The sequence below is a fragment of the Paenibacillus sp. JNUCC-31 genome (assembly GCF_014844075.1).
GTDB lineage: Bacteria > Bacillota > Bacilli > Paenibacillales > Paenibacillaceae > Paenibacillus.
In genome coordinates, this window is record NZ_CP062165.1 from 4915585 (window position 1) to 4934029 (window position 18445).

Annotated in this window: 11 protein-coding genes; 8 read left to right on the forward strand and 3 right to left on the reverse strand. The window is 47.9% G+C overall.

What is annotated here, in order from left to right; genetic code table 11:
* Positions 1 to 31 precede the first annotated feature (31 nt).
* Positions 32 to 1774, reverse strand: coding sequence for an ABC transporter ATP-binding protein (locus JNUCC31_RS21265; RefSeq protein ID WP_192264501.1), 1743 nt, complete (start codon positions 1772 to 1774; stop codon positions 32 to 34).
* Positions 1775 to 2137: 363 nt separating this feature from the next.
* Here JNUCC31_RS21265 and JNUCC31_RS21270 point away from each other — a divergent pair, with 363 nt between their 5' ends.
* The 8 genes from JNUCC31_RS21270 (at position 2138) to JNUCC31_RS21305 (ending at position 13907) form a co-directional block, all read left to right on the forward strand.
* On the forward strand, positions 2138 to 3061 hold the full coding sequence (locus tag JNUCC31_RS21270; RefSeq protein WP_192264503.1) for an S-layer homology domain-containing protein: 924 nt from the start codon (positions 2138 to 2140) through the stop codon (positions 3059 to 3061).
* A gap of 1153 nt (positions 3062 to 4214) precedes the next feature.
* Positions 4215 to 5186, forward strand: coding sequence for an ABC transporter permease (locus tag JNUCC31_RS21275; protein WP_024632458.1), 972 nt, complete (start codon positions 4215 to 4217; stop codon positions 5184 to 5186).
* 16 nt (positions 5187 to 5202) lie between these two features.
* On the forward strand, positions 5203 to 6111 hold the full coding sequence (locus tag JNUCC31_RS21280) for a carbohydrate ABC transporter permease (RefSeq protein ID WP_192264505.1): 909 nt from the start codon (positions 5203 to 5205) through the stop codon (positions 6109 to 6111).
* Positions 6112 to 6152: 41 nt separating this feature from the next.
* Entirely contained in the window at positions 6153 to 7748 is a 1596-nt protein-coding gene (locus JNUCC31_RS21285; protein WP_192264514.1) for an extracellular solute-binding protein, read from the forward strand.
* Between the two features lie 93 nt (positions 7749 to 7841).
* Positions 7842 to 9128, forward strand: a complete 1287-nt coding sequence (locus JNUCC31_RS21290) for an alpha-L-fucosidase (protein ID WP_192264516.1) — start codon at positions 7842 to 7844, stop codon at positions 9126 to 9128.
* Positions 9129 to 9191: 63 nt separating this feature from the next.
* Entirely contained in the window at positions 9192 to 10214 is a 1023-nt protein-coding gene (locus tag JNUCC31_RS21295; RefSeq protein WP_192264518.1) for a carbohydrate-binding family 9-like protein, read from the forward strand.
* Positions 10215 to 10221: 7 nt separating this feature from the next.
* Positions 10222 to 12855 (forward strand): transglutaminase domain-containing protein, encoded by a 2634-nt coding sequence (locus JNUCC31_RS21300; RefSeq protein ID WP_192264520.1) that lies wholly within the window; start codon positions 10222 to 10224, stop codon positions 12853 to 12855.
* Between the two features lie 5 nt (positions 12856 to 12860).
* Positions 12861 to 13907, forward strand: a complete 1047-nt coding sequence (locus tag JNUCC31_RS21305; protein WP_192264522.1) for a glycoside hydrolase family 18 protein — start codon at positions 12861 to 12863, stop codon at positions 13905 to 13907.
* A gap of 374 nt (positions 13908 to 14281) precedes the next feature.
* Here JNUCC31_RS21305 and JNUCC31_RS21310 read toward each other — a convergent pair whose 3' ends face one another.
* Together JNUCC31_RS21310 and JNUCC31_RS21315 are read right to left on the reverse strand one after the other, a co-directional pair.
* A complete protein-coding gene (locus JNUCC31_RS21310; RefSeq protein ID WP_192264524.1) occupies positions 14282 to 16582 on the reverse strand; it encodes a helix-turn-helix domain-containing protein in 2301 nt (766 codons plus the stop codon).
* Positions 16583 to 16920: 338 nt separating this feature from the next.
* Positions 16921 to 18444 (reverse strand): glycoside hydrolase family 43 protein, encoded by a 1524-nt coding sequence (locus tag JNUCC31_RS21315; protein ID WP_228469159.1) that lies wholly within the window; start codon positions 18442 to 18444, stop codon positions 16921 to 16923.
* Position 18445: the final 1 nt, after the last annotated feature.

Below are 18445 nucleotides of genomic sequence, written 5' to 3' on the forward strand. Positions count from 1 at the left end.
GCCCGCATCTGAACGAACTTCAGCGTTACGGTCAGTCATGATGTAATCCCTCCTCCTGCAAACGGTAGGTTGCAGCATATAACCCTTTGGCAGCCATCAGCCCTGCATGTGTTCCCTGTTCGGCAATTCGCCCTTCGTCGAGAACGATAATTTCGTCGGCATGACGGACTGCACTGATTCGGTGAGAGATAATTAGCGTTGTTTTGCCTTTGCCAATCTCACGCAGGCTGCGCAGAATGCCACTTTCGGTGACGGCATCCACTGCACTCATGCTGTCATCCAGAACGAGCACCTGTGCTTTTTTGATCAACCCCCGGGCCAGACTTGTACGCTGACGCTGACCACCAGATAATGTAAGTCCACGTTCGCCCAGCAACGTATCGAACTGATCGGGGAACCGGATAATGTTTTCGTATATCATCGCTTGTCGTGCACTGTGCTCTACCGTGTCGAGCGGAACCTCGCGGTCGCTAAAAGCGATGTTGTCACGAATGGTCGTACTGAACAGAAATCCGTCCTGTGGCACATAGGCAATACGAGATCTCAGACTCTCCAGCGAAAGATGCCGAATATCAGTGTTGTTAATACGGATGGTGCCTTCAGGCGGTTCGTATGTACGCAGCAGCAATTTCACGAAGGTGCTTTTACCAGAACCTGTTTTGCCCACAATGCCCACGGTTCGTCCTGCCTGGATATTCAAATTGATGTTTTTGAGCGCAGGGGTTGAACTGCCGGGATAAGAGAAGGACAGGTTCTCAATCGTAATGTCGTTCACGGTTTTAAGACTTGTTGCATGGGGAAGTTCGCGTACATCAGGCACTTCCGTCAACAAATCATTAACCCGCTCCAATGATGCTCCAGAACGCTGCATGGTATTAATCACATTACCAATTTGTTGTAGCGGTCCCATGATGATTCGCAAATATAACGTCAATGCAACAAAGCTTCCGAGTGTAATGGAGTTCTGCATTGTCAAAATCCCGCCAACAAGCAGCGAAACAACTAGTGAAATGGCACCCAGCAGCGGTAGCAGGGCCTGAAATAGAGAGGACAGACGGACGAGCCGCAGCTGTTTGCTTTTGATTGCATCTACTGTGAACCCAAATCGTTCACGGGCACTGTCTTCAATGGCAAATGTTTTGGTTACACGGATGCCTCCCAACTGCTCTTCTGCGGATTCTGTCATCGTTGCAAGAGCATCCTGCACATCACGAGAGCGCTTGCGAATTCGCGGACCGAAAAAAACGACCAGAAACGGAATAGCCAGCAAAGGCATAATACTGATCAGAATAAGTTTCATCGGGATTCCGCTGAGCAGCATCATCACAATGCAGGATAATAACAGAAAGGTTGCATTGGTCATCATGGTTACGCCATTGGAGATGGCTTCACGTACGGAAGTGACATCATTCATGACGTAACTGAGCAGTTTCCCATTTCCCTGTTTGGAGAAATAGTGCTCACTCAGTTCGGAGAATTTGGCGAAAATGCGCTCGCGTGTCATGAATTCGAAGCGTCGTCCAAGCTTCATGATCATGAATTGCCCGGTACCGAATAACAGATTATAAGCGATGGCTATGGCTAAAAGCGAAAGACTATACCGAATGACCGTATTCATTTGAAGTGTGTGTTGCATGAGCTGATCCGTGAAGCTGCCCAGAATTCGGGGCAAGGATGCCTGACCCACATTGGAGACAATAATCAGTAGTACAGCGAACAGGTATACGGGCCAATTGGCAATGACATAGCCTCGTAGTAATCCTTTCTTGGACATAAGATTGGTTCTCCTTTGTTGAGGGGGATGAAAGTTAGTTCGCAAGCGGAGTCAAGAAAAGGGCCGACACCTGTGAATTAGCGCGTCGTGCCCTCTTACTTTATGCAATCCGGTTTGCTGTTTATCCGTCATTCAATAGAATTTCTCTATTCTTATTTTTGCGCTAAATGATAAGGTTGTCAACGAATCAAGTAAGCATCATGGAAGAAGACAGATCAGCGCCCGTAGCGAAAGGGCTGTATGCGGTATTTCCTTCATTTATTCACCAGATGTCGATTTTACTGAAACATTTCCGATGGGTCTCCCGTCTGTAGGGTTGAAAAGGTCAAAAATTGGATTTACTAACTATGGAGGTGCCAAGAAATGAAACATAAAAAAGGATTGGCTGCAACGCTTGCGCTCTGCGTGTCTTTGACGGCGGGAGGTGCATCGGTACTCGCTTTTTCGGATGTAAAAGATGAAGGGCAAAAAACAATTGTAGACTCGTTGCAATCAAAGGGCATTGTTAACGGAGTAACGGCGGATTTGTTCCGTCCGGATGTCGCATTGTCCGAGCCACAGGGTGTTCAGCTGATCGTGAAAGCGTTTGGTCTGAAAAATGAATACGCTGCCGCTTCGGCACAAAATAAAATAAGCCCTGACACGTGGTATGCTGATGCTGTTCAGGCTGCCACTCAAAATGGACTCTCCATTCCGGTGGAATTGAACCCACAGGGCAAAATGACGCGTGAGCAGTTTGCCATTTTGCTCCTTGAAGGGATTGACACAACCGGAGAATATCCGGTGATCATGCTGTATAATGATATTAAAGACGAAAAAAAAATCGGTAAGGACGCCAAATCTGCGGTCCAGAACCTGCTGAACATGGACATCATCGAACTGGATAAGGACGGTAACTTCCGTCCAGATCAGTCGCTTACCCGTATGGAGGCTGCAAGCATGATCTTCAATGCACTTGAGTTTGTAGATAAGCATGGCAATGGCGGATCGACAGAACCGGCTCCAACGAATCCGGGCGAAGGGCAACAGGGGATTGTACCTACGGTTACATCAACCAAAGTGGATGACAAAACGGTGAAAGTCAAACTGACTGCGCAAATGCCACATCCTGGTTATGGATTGAAGATTGAAGATGTGAAACTGGAGAAGGATGGACGTGCCATCGTGCTGTATACGATCACCCAGCCTGATCCGGATATGATGTATCCAATGGTGATTACCGATGTAACTGCGGAGACAGATATTCCAACAGGGTACACTGCAGAAGCACAGCCTTCGGGAAAATAAGCAAGCCTTGCCAGCGCGCTTCGATCCTTGATCGGAGCGCGCTTTTTTTTGTTTTTTCAGAAACTGATGATCGTTATGAAGCAAGTTGCTAGGAAGATCACCTGTCTTTAAGTCCGAATTGTTTGTAGTACGACTGAAATGCACTGATTTCGTATATTATACATGTCATATTTTATGACTCTTTAATAATTCAAAAGGTGGATTCAAGCTATAAATGTTATATTAAATGTCATTTAAGCTGTCGTTTATAAGATGTAAATCAATATCTATATAGGCGATAAAGCCGCTTCGTGTTAACGGAGCGGCTTTTTTCTGGCCTAATCCGAAAATTATCATTCATTCCAGACCCTTAATTCATGAACAAAATCAACATATAAGAGTTAGTTTATCCAGTGTTTATCTGCGTTTATGTGCCTTCTAGCCAAGGATAAAAACGACATATTTACCGAGCGGGGAAGAAACTCATAGAATAAGGCCAAGCCATAAGCGAGCTTGAAGCAGGTGATAAATATATGGTAGATAATATTACATTTATGTGATTGAATTAAATCTATCCTTATTACTTTTTCTAAGCATCAAGAGAGAAGGAAGACAAATGCATAAGTAAGGAGGAGAAACACAGCAGCAATGAAGAGTAACTTCTATTACATTCAAGATGGCGATGCGCAGAGCGTGCTAAGACCTTGCGACCTGTATGACCGATGTGAACCAGAATACGACCTGCAAACGTGGTATACCTCTTTCCTAAACATATGTGGGTTTTGACTTTAAGGTCTGTTTCTCAACTTTCGTTCAGATCTGACAACTCTCAAGTTCATCCGAAGCTGCTCAAAATTACAACTTCATGAGGGGAACGGGTCAAATTCCACATGTTTTACTTCTCCAAAATGACAATGACAAGCTGGAACCAAAAGTATAAACCCTCGTTGTAACAGTACTTTCCGTGTTTTTAAGAGCGAAGATCGAAATAGCATATTTACGAATCCAGAAATGATTCATAAACTCAGTATGTAAGCGTTACCAAATGGAGAGGGAGCAAAAGCCTCCCATGATCGAAATGTGGTCCGGGACTCATTCCTTACATTTGAACAGGAGTGTTTCACTCTTCTTACAAAACGGACGGATTTTCATTTAGAAAAGGAGGAAACAACTGATGCAGCCAGAAGGGAAGTCCGCCTTGTCGCAAAACTTATCGGTGCACACGATTCCGAACAGCAAGAAAAATAAATTAGGGAGAAGGATGATCCGAAACTGGGAGTTGTATCTGTTTATCGCGCCAGCATTTCTATACTTTCTGATTTTCCACTACGGGCCGATGTACGGTATACAAATCGCATTCAAAAACTTTATCCCGACGCTTGGTGTCACGGGAAGCCCGTGGGTCGGGTTCGATCATTTCATCCGTTTCTTCAATTCTTATTATTTTTGGGATCTACTATGGAATACCCTTAGCATTAGCTTGTATGAGCTGGCTATAGGTTTTCCGTTGCCGATCATTCTTGCGTTAGCTTTCAATGAAGTCAAGGATTCATTCTTCAAGCGTACCGTACAGACCGTCACGTATGCACCACATTTCATTTCAGTCGTCGTGATGTCGGGTATGATCATTACCTTCTTGTCGCCTTCGTCAGGCATGATTGTCAATTTGGTGGAGGCTCTTGGATTCCAGTCCCCTCAATTCCTGACGGACCCTGCGTGGTTCAAGACGGTGTACGTGTTGTCGGGTGTCTGGCAGAGTGCAGGCTGGGGGACCATTATATACCTTGCCGCCCTTTCGGGTGTGGACCCGCAACTGCATGAAGCTGCTGTGGTGGATGGTGCGAGCCGGTTTAAACGGATCCTCCATATTAACATTCCAGCGATCATCCCTACGATCACCATTTTGTTAATTCTGAACATGGGCAGTATTTTAGGCGTCGGATTCGAGAAAATCTTGCTGCTGCAAAATCCGTTGAACATGGGATCATCGGATGTCATCTCGACATTTGTCTATCGGTCGGGTCTGGTCGATGCGCAATACAGTTTCTCCACAGCTGTAGGATTATTCAACTCCGTAGTTAATGCGATTCTGCTGATTACGGTGAACCAAATTGCACGTCGCACCAGTGAAAACAGCTTGTGGTAAAAGGAGGGGAAAACATATGTCAACCGCGGTTAAGGAAAGCAGAAGCGATAAAGTATTCTTATGGTGCAACTACATCTATCTAACGATAGCGCTCGTCATTGTGCTTTACCCGCTGTTATACATCATTAGCGCCTCAATCAGTGATCCCAAATTTGTAAGCTCCGGTGAGATGTGGCTGCTACCCAAAGGGATTACGTTTGAAGGTTATGCCCGTGTGTTTGAGAACACCAACATCTGGATTGGGTACAAAAATACGATCATCTATACTGTCGTCGGTACACTCGTCAACCTGATGGTCACTCTTCCGGCAGCCTACGCGCTCAGCCGCTCTGATTTTGTAGGACGTGGATTCTTCATGGCGATGTTTATGGTCACGATGTTTTTCAGCGGAGGGCTTGTCCCGAGCTACTTGCTGGTTAAGGATCTTGGTATGGTGAACAGCATTTGGGCGCTTATTCTGCCGGGAGCTGCCTCCATCTGGAATATTATCGTGTGCCGTACGTTTTTCCAATCGACCATTCCCAGGGAGCTGCAGGAAGCGGCCCATATTGATGGGTGTACCAATACCCGGTTATTCATTCGAATTGTGCTTCCGCTCTCCATGCCGATCATTGCCGTGATGGCGCTTTTCTACGGTGTCGGACACTGGAACAGCTATTTCAGTGCGATGATCTATTTAAATGATTCCTCGAAGTATCCACTGCAGCTCTTTCTGCGCCAAATTCTGGTACTTCAGGAGATGGCAGCACAGGGCGGGGGAGCTATCGATACCTCTTCAGCAACAGCGATGAATTCCAAAGCGGAAATTGCTGCGCTGGTCAAATATGCCGTCATTATTGTTTCAACTTTACCTGTGATTGCCATTTATCCATTTCTTCAGCGTTACTTTGTGCAGGGTGTTATGATCGGTTCCGTTAAGGGATGATCTTAAACCATAATCCACACTAAAAAAGGGGAGTTGTCGTCATGAAAAAGCTTCGCAAGGCTTCATCCATTGTACTCTGCCTCACCCTATCCGCAGCATTGCTTGCAGCTTGTGGTTCCAAGGAAGATGGAGGTTCTGCGACTTCAAATGTCGAAGGGGTCAAGAAAGAAGGATTCCCGATTGTGGACAAACCACTTACGTTAAAGGTCATGTCCCAGGATGCGGGCGTAGCCGACTGGAACACGATGCCAGTCCTGCAAGAGATGGAGAAATTGTCAGGCATCAAGCTGGAATACCAGCTTTCGCCGATCGACAGCTTTGAAACAAAGAAGAACCTGGTATTCGCGAGCGGCGATTTACCGGATATGTTCTATGCTGCGGATCTCAAGCCAGCTGAGCAGGTTACTTATGGGACTCAAGGCATTCTGATCCCGCTGGAAAAATACATTGATGAGGGCTACGCCCCTAACATTAAAAAGATTCTCGACGAAAACCCGGATGTTCGCAAATCATTTACAACGCCTGACGGACATATGTATGCACTGCCATTTATCGATACGGCTGCCGTGTGGTACAGAGGCCCGATGTGGTATAACGGGGAATTCCTAAAAGCACTTAAGGTAGAGGAACCTAAGACTACGGAAGAATTATATACGTACCTGAAGCGTGTTAAGGAAGAAGACCCTAACGGCAACGGACAACAAGATGAAATTCCGCTTACTTCTGTAAAACTGGATGATCTTCGTATGTACTTCTTCGGCTTCTGGGGCATGTACAACGAAGGAATCTACGCGGATAAGGACGGAAAAGTTCACTATCCCTATCAAGAAGAAGGTTATAAAGGTTATCTGACGTTTATGAACCGCTTGTGGAAAGAAGATTTGCTGGATCATGAGACCTTCTCCCAAACAGGCGATCAGAAAAAGGCAAAAGGCGAAAGCAACAAGCTTGCGCTGTTCAATGATTACCATCCATACTTCACACTCGGTGGCGAGCCTAGCACGAAACATCCGCTGATGACACCAGTAAAGAGTGAGATCGCAGACTCACCTGTATACGGTAAACACCCGGGCATATCGGCACGTGGTACCTTTGCGATTACTAGCAGCAACCCGTCTCCTGAGGCAACCATGCGTTGGATCGATTATTTGTACAGCTATGATGGGGCGACCCTGTTCAATCAAGGACCTGAAGGTGTGCTGTGGAAATTCAAAGATAAGGAAAATCTCGTAAAAGAATGGCTGCCAGTTCCTGGCGGTGGGGATCGTGAGGAATATCGCGGTAAAATCACACCGAACTATGGCATTTTGACACCGGGCATTAATGATCCGGATATAGCGAAAGGTCTTCGCACTGAATTTGACGAATGGCTTGACCAGCAAAATCAAGAGAAGTTGGTGCCTATCGGAAAATCACCATTCCCTAACGTTTATTTGACTAATGAAGAGCAAAGCGAAGCGACCGCTTTATTATCTGATCTGGATACGTACGTCAAGCAGATGGAAGCGAAGTTCGTAACAGGCCAAGAGCCGCTTGAGAACTGGGATAAGTATATTGCGCAGATCAAAAAAATGGGTAGCGACCGTATCGTCGAACTGTATCAAGGGGCATACGACCGCTGGAATTCCGGTAAATAAAAAAAGTCCTATCGAAACACATCCATGGAGACAGATCGGGTTTACGGATTTTACACTCACATAGAAAGACTTCGGAAAGAGGTGTGAACAAGGATGCAGAAATGGTTCGAAGAGGCCAAGCTGGGAATATTCATCCACTATGGCATCTATGCTGTGGACGGCGTTGCGGAATCGTGGTCCTTCTATAATGGAAGGATCTCGTACGAAGAATACATGAAGCAACTGGACGGTTTTACGGCATCGGAATTTAACGCGGAGAAATGGGCGGACTTGATTGAGAAATCAGGAGCCCGGTATGCCGTGCTGACAACGAAGCATCATGATGGTGTTGCTCTGTGGGATACGCAATATAGTGACCTCAATGTCGTCAAACAGACACCAGCGAATCGGGACATCGTGAGGGAATATGCGGAAGCGATTCGGGAGAAGGGCATCCATTTGGGAATGTATTTCTCGCTAATTGATTGGTCGCACCCGGATTATCCTAGCGTGTATGAAGGTGGAAAGGTACCGGAGGATCTCAGCAGTGTCAATCGGCATTCAAGCCCTGTGGATGGTGTTGAGGATCAGCAGAAATGGAAAAAATTCCTTGAGTTCAATAACCACCAGCTGCGGGAGATCATGACGAATTACGGTAAGGTGGACCTGCTGTGGTTCGATGGGGACTGGGAACGGAGTGCCGAGCAGTGGAATCTGCCAGAGTTCAAGCATTACCTGCAATCTTTTAACCCGGATGTCATCATCAACTCCCGCCTTCAAGGTTATGGGGACTATAAGACGCCGGAGCAAGGTATTCCGATCACAAGACCGGAGGGACCATGGGAATTCTGTACCACGATCAACACCTCATGGGGTTATGTACCAACAGACGATAAATATAAATCCCTAAATCAAATCATTCGAATGTTCTGTGACTGTATTTCGATGGGTGGCAATATGCTGCTGGATATCGGTCCACGCGAGGATGGCACCATCGATAAGAGGCAGGAGGATATCCTGCTTGGTCTCGGAGCATGGATTCGTACCCATGAAGAAGCTGTATTCGGAACGGGTGAAGGCATTATGTCTCGCTATTATCTGGGTGGGAGCACCGTATCCGAGGACAGAAAGACGTTGTATCTGTTTGTTTATGACGAGCCAAAAGAGAATGTATGCATCAAGGGACTATGCAATAAGATCAAGAAGATTACTGTGCTGCATTCGGGCAAAGAACTTAACCATGAGATTCATGGGGGCGTGCCTTGGTTCAATATCCCGGGGACAACGTGGATCCAAATGACCCCTGAGGACACACATGAGCAGGTGACGGTTCTTAAGCTCGAATTCGACGAGGAACTGGAAATGTACGGCGGTTCAGGAGCCGTTGTTACTCATAACTAACATTACGGGAGGGTATGCACCTATAGATGCATGCCCTCCCTCATGAAGCGGAGAGAGAGCGATATGAACCAAAGTGGAGTACCTGAGCCGAAGATTGAGTATGCTCCCAAACATTATATATGCAAGCGTGCGCAGGAACCGCTGATGCTGGACGGCCGCGTAGATAAGGCATTCTGGGATGCAGCCGATTGGACGGATGATTTCGTTGATATCGAAGGCGATCTTCGTCCGAAACCCGGAAAACAGACTCGGGTAAAAATGCTGTGGGACGACGACTATTTCTACTTTGCTGCCGAACTGATTGAAGATCAGATATGGGCTACGTTGACCGAGCGGGATTCTGTTATTTTCTATGACAATGATTTTGAGATTTTTATCGACCCCGACGGGGATACCCACCAATATTATGAGTTCGAGATAAATGCGCTCAATACGGTATGGGACCTGTTATTGGTGAAGCCATATCGGGATGGTGGACCTCCGGTCAACGGTTGGGATATCAGCGGTCTTAAGACAGCTGTACATATTGATGGGGAGCTGAACACACCTGGCGCCGATAACCGAAAATGGAGCGTTGAGGTGGCAATTCCCTGGACCAGCCTGAAGGAATGTGCCGAAGGCAATCGTCCGCCTGTACCGGGCGAGTTCTGGCGTGTCAACTTCTCGCGGGTGGAATGGCAGACTGAAGTGCAGGATGGGGAGTACCGCAAGGTGCTGAATCCGGATACAGGCAAACCTTATCCGGAGGACAACTGGGTCTGGTCGCCCATGGGTATTATTAACATGCATTATCCGGAGCTATGGGGATATGTCGTATTTTCGGATGACGGAACGGATCAGTCCTTTGAGCTGCCGGAAGACGAACGAATCAAATGGGAGCTTCGCAGACTCTATTACCGTGAACGCAATTATTTTGAAGCCCATGGTGAATTTACACAGGATGTGAAGTTACTCATGGGTGAAGAAACATTCATTTGTCAGCCTGTAATTGAAACGACCCGTAGCCTATTCCAGATTAGTACGCCTTCCTCGGACGGCACCACCTTAATCTGCATTCGGGAAGACGGAAAGCTATGGAAGGAGTGAGCCACCTATGACTAGCCAAACCTTGGTGTTTTCGATGGATGCACAGTCCTTGGAGCGGATCGAGCAGAAGTTCCAGGAGAAGCTAAACTTTGCGGATGCCCGTAAAGATGAACTGTTTCATGTGTTTCAGCAGCCTTTAACTGAAGAAGAGGTATGGGCCTTGAAATATGTGTATGCCTACATGCCGGTAAACGACTTGGCTGATTATGATGGGGAATTGTTCCTCAGTCATGTGCGCCGGGCACTGGACATTCGCAAGCGTTTGCCTTGGGGGGAGCGTGTACCAGATCATCTGTTTCTGCATTTTGTACTCCCCTATCGAATCAATACAGAGAATATTGAAGATTTCCGTGGCATTATCTTTGACGAGTTGGCTGACCGGACGGCGAAGTTATCCATGGCGGATGCCATTCTGGAGACCAATTACTGGTGTCATGAGAAAGCGACTTATATTGGCAGCGATCTGCGCACGATATCGCCGCTGACGATGATCCGGAATGCCCGCGGTCGATGCGGGGAGGAGTCCACGCTGGCAGTAGCCGCTCTCCGTAGCATCGGCATACCGGCACGTCAGGTCTACACACCGCGCTGGGCTCACTGTGACAGCAACCATGCCTGGGTAGAAGCTTGGGCAGACGGTCAATGGTACTACATCGGGGCATGCGAGCCGGAAGCTGGATTGAATCAAGGATGGTTCAGTCCGCCAGCCCGCAGGGCCATGCTGATCAATACGAGGATTTTTGCCGACTATCCGGGACCAGAGGACATTACCCTTAATGAGAAGGGATTTACGGAGATTAATTTGCTGGAGAACTATGCGCCTGCTCGTACGATCTGTGTAAAGGTGAAAAATGAGCAGGGAGAACCCGTGCCTGATGCGAGCGTTCGCTTCGAGCTGTACAACACAGCGGAATTTTACCCGATCGCCGAAATCAAGACTGATGCACAGGGAGATGCTTCCTTTAAGACGGGTCATGGCGACCTATTAATTCGTGCGGTTAGTGGTGGCAAGTGGGGTGAAATTCTATTCAAAGCTCAGGATAGCGATCATGTTGAGATCGTGTTGGATTCATCAGAGCAACCAACAGGGAGCGTGGATTTTGATATGGTCCCTCCGCCTGAAGGGGAAGGAGAGGTCGCCACTGTGTTACCCGAAGAGAAGATTCAGGAACACAACCGTCGTCTGGAGGAAGGGGCGAAGACCCGGAGCGGGTATGAGGGAACCTTCCTGAATGAGGAGGAGGCTTTCTCACTGGCTCAAGGGGTTGGACTACCCCAAGAACGTGTATGGGATATTCTTCAGAAGGCACGGGGGAACAGCCGTGAAATTGCAGCTTTCCTGAAGGAGCGTTCCGGTTCATACGGTGAGTGGCCGCTCCGGCTGTTGGAGTCGATGAATGAAAAAGATTTAATTGATACCTTTCGCCAGACGCTGGACGATCATCTGATCGGTGCGCTCTCGCAGCAAGGATCATGGGCGGAAGATACGTTCGTGAGATACATTCTGTGTCCGCGGGTTTCCTATGAAATGCTGGTCCCTTATCGAGGTATATTCCAGAATGCCTTTTCGGCGGACGAGGCAGCAGCGTTCAGGGAGAATCCTTCGACGCTTGCCCGAATTCTTGCACAGGAGTATGAATACCATGAGGATCTCCCTAACCTGAAAGGCAAGGGAAACCCGGCAGGCACTTACAGCCTGATGAAGGGAGATCCGCAGTCGCTGGATATTCTGTTTGTGGCTGTATGCCGCAGTTTGGGGATTCCCTCCCGATTGCATCCAAGCGAGCAGAAACCACAGTACCTAAGTGACAGAGGGTGGGAGGATGCGGTATTCAGTCTCAGCTCACCTCCCAATCAGGAGAGTGCAAACTGGGGAATGCTTCAACTCCTCCGGGATTCAGGGGCTCCGCAGGATACCCCGGCAGCATCTTATGGCGAGAACTTCTCGTTTGCCCGTCTGGAAGATGGTGTCTACAAGACGTTGATATATCCTTATGGCAGCACAGATGTCTATGGCGAGCCATATGAGATTGAACCAGGAGCTTATCGCTTAACGACTGGCATCCGTTTGAAAGATGGAGCGGTAAGAGTACGCTTCATTTACTTTACCGTGCGTGCTGGAGACACTACGGAGGTTGTATTAACTTATCGAGAGACCGAGGTGAATATTCCTGTACTGGGCAAACTCGCACCAGGCAGTGTATTGACCCGTCTGGATGGTTCAGAGGTGGTACTTCATGATCTTCTGGGATCAGAGGGGGCCGTTGCTGCGTGGATTGAACCAGAACGGGAGCCGACCAAGCATCTGATTCGTGAGCTGTGTGAGCTGGCTGAGCCGCTGGATAAGCTGGGCGTGCCAATCGTACTTGTGATCGGAGATACAGAATGGAACGCCTCCTTTGACTCTGGGGCTTATCCGAAGCTGCCGGTACGTACGGTTTTTGTACGGGATTCCAGCTATGCATCCTTGTCCGGTTTCATTTCGAAGCCTGCAGCTCACGAAGCGGGCTATCCGCATCTGTTCGTGCTGGATAATCAGGATCAAATCCGTTATTCGGCGTCCGGGTACAAGATTGGTACAGGCAAGGAAGCTCTGCAGATTGCTGCTGCAATATCTCAATCATTGAATGGATCGGAGTGAAGAGGATGACGAAATACATTGCTGCTGGTTATGTCGTCGATTCTGTTCTTCCCGACATGACGGATGAGGATCTGTTGAAATTAACACATCTGAACGTAGCCTTTGGTCATGTCAAGAATGATGAAATCACCACCGAGCACCTACAGAACGGCGAGGTGGTTAGGAAAATCAAGCGGGAGCATCCGAATCTTAAGGTGCTGCTGTCTGTTGGTGGATGGAGTGCTGGCGGTTTCTCCGAAGCCGCCTCAACGCAAGCGGGGCGGGACAGCATGGCCGCATCGACGGTCCGGGTGCTGGAGAAATACCCTTTTGACGGAATTGATCTGGACTGGGAGTATCCATGTTACGGTGAAGCTGGCATCGCATCCAGTCCTGATGATAAACGGAATTTCACCTTGCTTCTCAAGACGATCCGGGAGACTCTGGATGCGAAGGGCATTGAGGATGGCCGCCATTATCTGCTCACGATTGCGGCAGGGGCTGACCAATACTACGTAGATGGTACAGAGATGGCTGAGGTACAGCAGTACCTGGACTTTGTGCAGTTGATGACCTATGATATGCGCGGCGGCTTTCAGGTTCTGACCGGACATCATACGAATCTGTATACGCCAACCGGAGATCTGTTCCGAATCAGTACGGATGCTTCCGTGAACCTGTTCATCCGTGCTGGCGTCCCGAAGGAGAAGATCGTTATCGGTGCCGCGTTTTACTCACGTGTATGGACTGAGGTTCCGGACCGAAACCACGGTCTCCACCAAATGGCCGGCAGCACAGGCGGCTACGGTCCGGCATTTGCCGAGCTGGAAGCAAAGTACATCAACAAGAATGGTTACGTTCGTTATTGGGATGATGAAGCGTGCGCACCGTTTCTATTCAATGGGACCAGCCTAATTTCTTATGATGATGAAGAATCAATCCAGTGCAAATGCGATTACGTGAAGGATCAAGGCCTGGCCGGGATCATGTTCTGGGAATACGGCTGTGATCCTACCCACCGTTTGCTGGGTGCAATGCATCAAGGGCTCCAAGGTATTTCGGCTGCAAAATAGAAGAAACTCGGCGTACGAAGTCGTTTGGATCGCTCAAAAAGTGAACTTGAAAATACGAAAGAGGATGTCCCATAAGTCATGAATATGACGAGGGCATCCTCTTTTAGCGTTATTTTGTTTTAATGAACCTGACACACGCTATTCGCTCCCATTTGCCCAGATCTGAGATCTAACGAATCACAAAGACGTTATTTCGTCGATTCACTTGATCGTTTAGGTTTTGAAGCCCTTTTATGACGAAATAGCGTTACTGAGGTTCGTTAAATCTTGCAACCGTTGATGATCCGCCTTTTAAGGTACGGTAGGTTCGTTAGCGCTTGGAGCGAGGCGGAATTCCTTTTGAGACAGTCCCTTCTATTTATTCAGTGAATCCTTTATCCAAGACATTCCTCGTCGTCATCATCCGGTGAGTCAGCAGAGTCGTTGGGACGGTGCATTTTGCGGTACTGTCCAGGTGTGTAGCCTGTCTCTTTCTTGAATTTACGAATGAAGTTCGGTGTGTCCAGATAACCGACGCGCGTGATGATATCTTTTAATGGGTCGGTTGTATGCAACAGTAGCCGAATGACCTCATCCATCCGTTTCTGCCAAATATATTGGGTGAAATTCATGCCGATCTTTTCTTTGAAGGAACGACTGAAATACGAGGAAGAGATCGTGAATTTGGATGAGATCGTACCCAGACTGAGATCATAATCCGAGAAATTGGCATCAATATAAGCAACGATTTCATCCATCAGGGAACTTTCTTCCGTCTCGCTCTTCGCCTCGACATGAGCACAGATTTCGGCGGCAAGTCCTGCCAGTTTTTTCTCCAAATCCTCCAACGAATCGTAGGAGGTGATCCTTGGAAGTTGATTAACGACGTGATGAATGCCAAGTTCCGAAGCCGTTTTGAGCATCGTATTCAGAATATCAAAGCAGATGCAGCGCAGCAGCGGTACAGACGGCATTTCGGATTTCAAGGTATTCAACGCAGTTGATACCATCTGAACCGCCACATCGTAACTGCCCTGTTTCAAGCTCTGATCCAGCTTAAGCAGCACATCCTTAGGTACCCAGAAGGAAGAATCCTGTTCACTAGAGCCGGAAAGGGCGTTGAAGAAGGTGCTGCTGCCCTGTCCATGCAGCATGGATGCTTCCAGAGCGGTTGATGCCTCGATGTAGGATTGATTCAACTGCTCTGGATAACTATACCGATTGCCTATTCCGATTGCAGGCGCAACGCCGGTGTGTTCTGTCACCATCCATTGCAGTTGTGCAGCGATAGGCTCCATACGGGCATTCAAGCTGGCTTCATGCCCGATTTCGGCATCAAATCCGACAATGAGGGCCAATTGGTCAGCCTGTGGAAGCTCGACGCCGTATGCATAGGCGGACAACTCCGGCAGTTCCACATCATTCATCAGCTGCATAACCGTACGCTGTTCAGGGTTATCCCCGATGGGAAAAGCATGCATTTCCCAGCCCATAGTCATGACAAAATAATGGGATCGGTTGAAGTGTATGCCGAGCTTGTCCGTAAACTCGGAGGGAAATTCTCCAGTATGACCATGTTTCAGCAGCATGAGCAGAATATGATTGCGAGCATAGGGTTCCTGAAGGTCCACGCGTTGACTGTAATCGTGCAATGTCTTCTTGATCCATTCCAGCTCGTTGGTGGTTGTGGACGTATCAGGATCGTTCTTCAACCGTATGAACTCCATTAAGTCTGAAATCGGATGATATTGTCGACGGGCCAACATAATCGCAAGGATGGTACCCATCGTTACCACGAAGGAGAAAACAAGGATAATAAAGGTGCGAATATGAACAATTCGGCTAAAAAATTGGTTGCTTGGCATAGCAGTAACATAGGTCCAGCCAGCGTCGGATTTGACGGATACAACCGAATGCGGTTCTTGATTTAAAGAGAGACTGTGGGTTCCCGGCTCAAGTTCAAACAGAGATTTGACTTCCTGTTCGGTAATGGTTTCCCCTTTATAATTGGCGGCCAGCACCTGCCCATAATTATCGAAAATATAAGTCATCCCATGGTAGTCGCTGAGAATGGAATCAATCAATCCGGTCAGATTGGACTCGTGAATCAAGTACATGACAGTGCCGTGGGCGGGCGTATTATTAGGTGCAATCGGTACAAGGTAGGCCAGCATGGAATTGGGTACTTTGGTTCCTTGAACGACTTGCTCGGCTGGTCGTATCGTGGGGAACTGAACGTTATTCAAATCCCGGATCATGTCCGTTTTGTTCCATGTATTAAATTTGTAGCGGCCCGTGAATACATCCAGGTTTTCAGAGCCCTGAGACGAGTAGATGCTATCATCTCCGCGGAAGAACAGAAATAGTTCATCGATAATGGAACTGGTCGCCTTGTATTTGACCAAGGCACTAATCGATTCCCTGCTATAGTAGGGATGGTGGGTCCAATAACGGGTTAGCTGCTCATCGTAGGCGATACGAAATGCAATGTCCTGCAATTCTTTCATGCGGTCATCAATGACCGTTTTTGCTTGGGTCAACTGATTGACATTGGTCTGTTCGATCTCTGAACGGAGCGTGTCCACAGCATTGTGATAAATAATAATAGTTAATATAACAAGAGGGATAAGGAAAATGGAGATATAGGATAGTGTGTACTTAAGCAGAAGCTTGGACTTGAAGTGATTCCATTTCATATCTGCAACCTCCCGTTTTTCTTTAGAGCTGCAGCGATAGCGCTCTCATAAAGACAGTGAAGTATTACCATGATGCCGAGCTGCTAGGTGTTCCTACTAAAAATATTAGGAGAACTTCTCTAATAAATCAATGAATCTTTTCTGAGATTTAAGGGGAGTCATGCGGAACGTTTCTTGAGAGAATCGATGTATATAACCATAGCAAAATCCCCTTCGAGTTCACTCCTTTCCTTATGTTACCACACAAGGCTTTTTAAAGAGTATCAACTTGAAGGGGATGATTTTAATAGAGGTTATATTGTAGTTTGTACATTTATATTCGAAGGTCACACCATTTTTTAATCCAGTGGTTCATAATCAAACCAATCGAACAGACTGGGTGCACCTTCTCCTGATGGATTGTGAGCATACATGGCGATGATGATTCCTGTGAAGCCACCCGCCACTTCAGTAGAGAGCAGATGTGTTTCGCCAGAGCCGAGTACAGTGCCAGTTGTTGAGCTTTGCTGTACGGAGAAAGTGAAAGTATCACGCTGGGCCTGGATCTGTAATATTACAGGTCCTGCTTCGCAATCTTGAATTTCCTCGGCTCTTAATGAACCGACCGTTCGCCGGAATATCATTTTTTTGTGACCTTCTACCCGCGTAATAGCCAAATCATAATGATATTTCTCATTCATGTGGACTGTCAATCCCGCTTCGTCGCCATTGTGGGTTGGCTCAAAGTTCAGTTTGGCAGCGATGTTGCATAAAAAATGGCTTAAGCGACGACCGACAAAGGCGGGATTTCCACCATCATTGAGAGACGTAGAGTTCCCTCGCAGGACAAGGTGGCCCGGGTGTTCTGTGAGGGACCAGCTGCCAGGGGCCGGATTTCGCAGGAAGAGCCAGTCCAGACCAAGTGTGGACCCTTTGAAATCATCCCGAATTGCTTTGCGGGGCCACTGGACTTCAGGCAGCTTCGGCCCGGTCATGACAGGCTCGATATGTCCGTCATGACCGATTACAGGCCATCCGTCACTTGTCCAGTTCACAGGTGCGAGGAACGTCTCACGCCCCAAATGATGCCGCATGGGATAGGATGCAGGACGAATTCCAAGGCATACCGCCCACCAGCTCCCGTCATGTGCTTGAACCAGATCCGCATGGCCAGTGGCATGAATACTGCTTTTCATGCTTCGGTTTGACAGGATCGGATTATGTGGGCAGGGAACGAAAGGCCCGTAGGGATCGGTGCTTCGCGCAATGGTTTCCATATGCCCGTATTCGGTCCCCCCCTCGGCAATCATTAGATAATAGAAACTTTTTATTTTGTAGAGATGTGGGGCCTCGGGTGCAGCACCACCGGTGCCTTTCCAGATGAATTGGCTCTCCGTCAGTCTATGCCCCGTCAAGATGTCAATTTCACACTGGTAGATTCCTTCACCCTCAGCGCCATTACAGGCCGATTGAAAGTATGTGCGACCATCATCATCGAAGAATAGGGAGGGGTCTATACCATCCTGGGCAACAAAAATGGGCTCAGACCATGGTCCTTCAGGTTGCCTGCTCCGTACATAGAAATTGCCGCCTGCACTTACATTGGTGGTCGTCATGTAGAACCAGCCATCATGGTGCCGTATGGTCGGTGCATAAATGCCACCGGAGCTGCCCGCTTTGGCGAGTGGAAGCTGTTCGACAGAAGTGAGAACATGGCCGATCTGGCGCCAATTCACAAGATCTTTGCTGTGAAAAAGGGGTACACCCGGGAAATATTCAAACGTGCTGGTTACCAGATAATAGTCCTCGTCAACCCGACAGATGCTGGGATCAGGATAGAAGCCTGGAATTACCGGATTAGTATAGTTCTTCATGTTCTTCATG

Bases quoted from the DNA above. Each gene is read 5' to 3' on its own strand.
- JNUCC31_RS21305 (WP_192264522.1), top strand. From the start codon at position 12,861: ATGACGAAATACATTGCTGCTGGTTATGTCGTCGATTCTGTTCTTCCC.
- JNUCC31_RS21300 (WP_192264520.1), top strand. From the start codon at position 10,222: ATGACTAGCCAAACCTTGGTGTTTTCGATGGATGCACAGTCCTTGGAG.
- JNUCC31_RS21295 (WP_192264518.1), top strand. From the start codon at position 9,192: ATGAACCAAAGTGGAGTACCTGAGCCGAAGATTGAGTATGCTCCCAAA.
- JNUCC31_RS21265 (WP_192264501.1), bottom strand. From the start codon at position 1,774: ATGTCCAAGAAAGGATTACTACGAGGCTATGTCATTGCCAATTGGCCC.
- JNUCC31_RS21290 (WP_192264516.1), top strand. From the start codon at position 7,842: ATGCAGAAATGGTTCGAAGAGGCCAAGCTGGGAATATTCATCCACTAT.
- JNUCC31_RS21285 (WP_192264514.1), top strand. From the start codon at position 6,153: ATGAAAAAGCTTCGCAAGGCTTCATCCATTGTACTCTGCCTCACCCTA.
- JNUCC31_RS21310 (WP_192264524.1), bottom strand. From the start codon at position 16,582: ATGAAATGGAATCACTTCAAGTCCAAGCTTCTGCTTAAGTACACACTA.
- JNUCC31_RS21315 (WP_228469159.1), bottom strand. From the start codon at position 18,444: ATGAAGAACATGAAGAACTATACTAATCCGGTAATTCCAGGCTTCTAT.
- JNUCC31_RS21270 (WP_192264503.1), top strand. From the start codon at position 2,138: ATGAAACATAAAAAAGGATTGGCTGCAACGCTTGCGCTCTGCGTGTCT.
- JNUCC31_RS21275 (WP_024632458.1), top strand. From the start codon at position 4,215: ATGCAGCCAGAAGGGAAGTCCGCCTTGTCGCAAAACTTATCGGTGCAC.
- JNUCC31_RS21280 (WP_192264505.1), top strand. From the start codon at position 5,203: ATGTCAACCGCGGTTAAGGAAAGCAGAAGCGATAAAGTATTCTTATGG.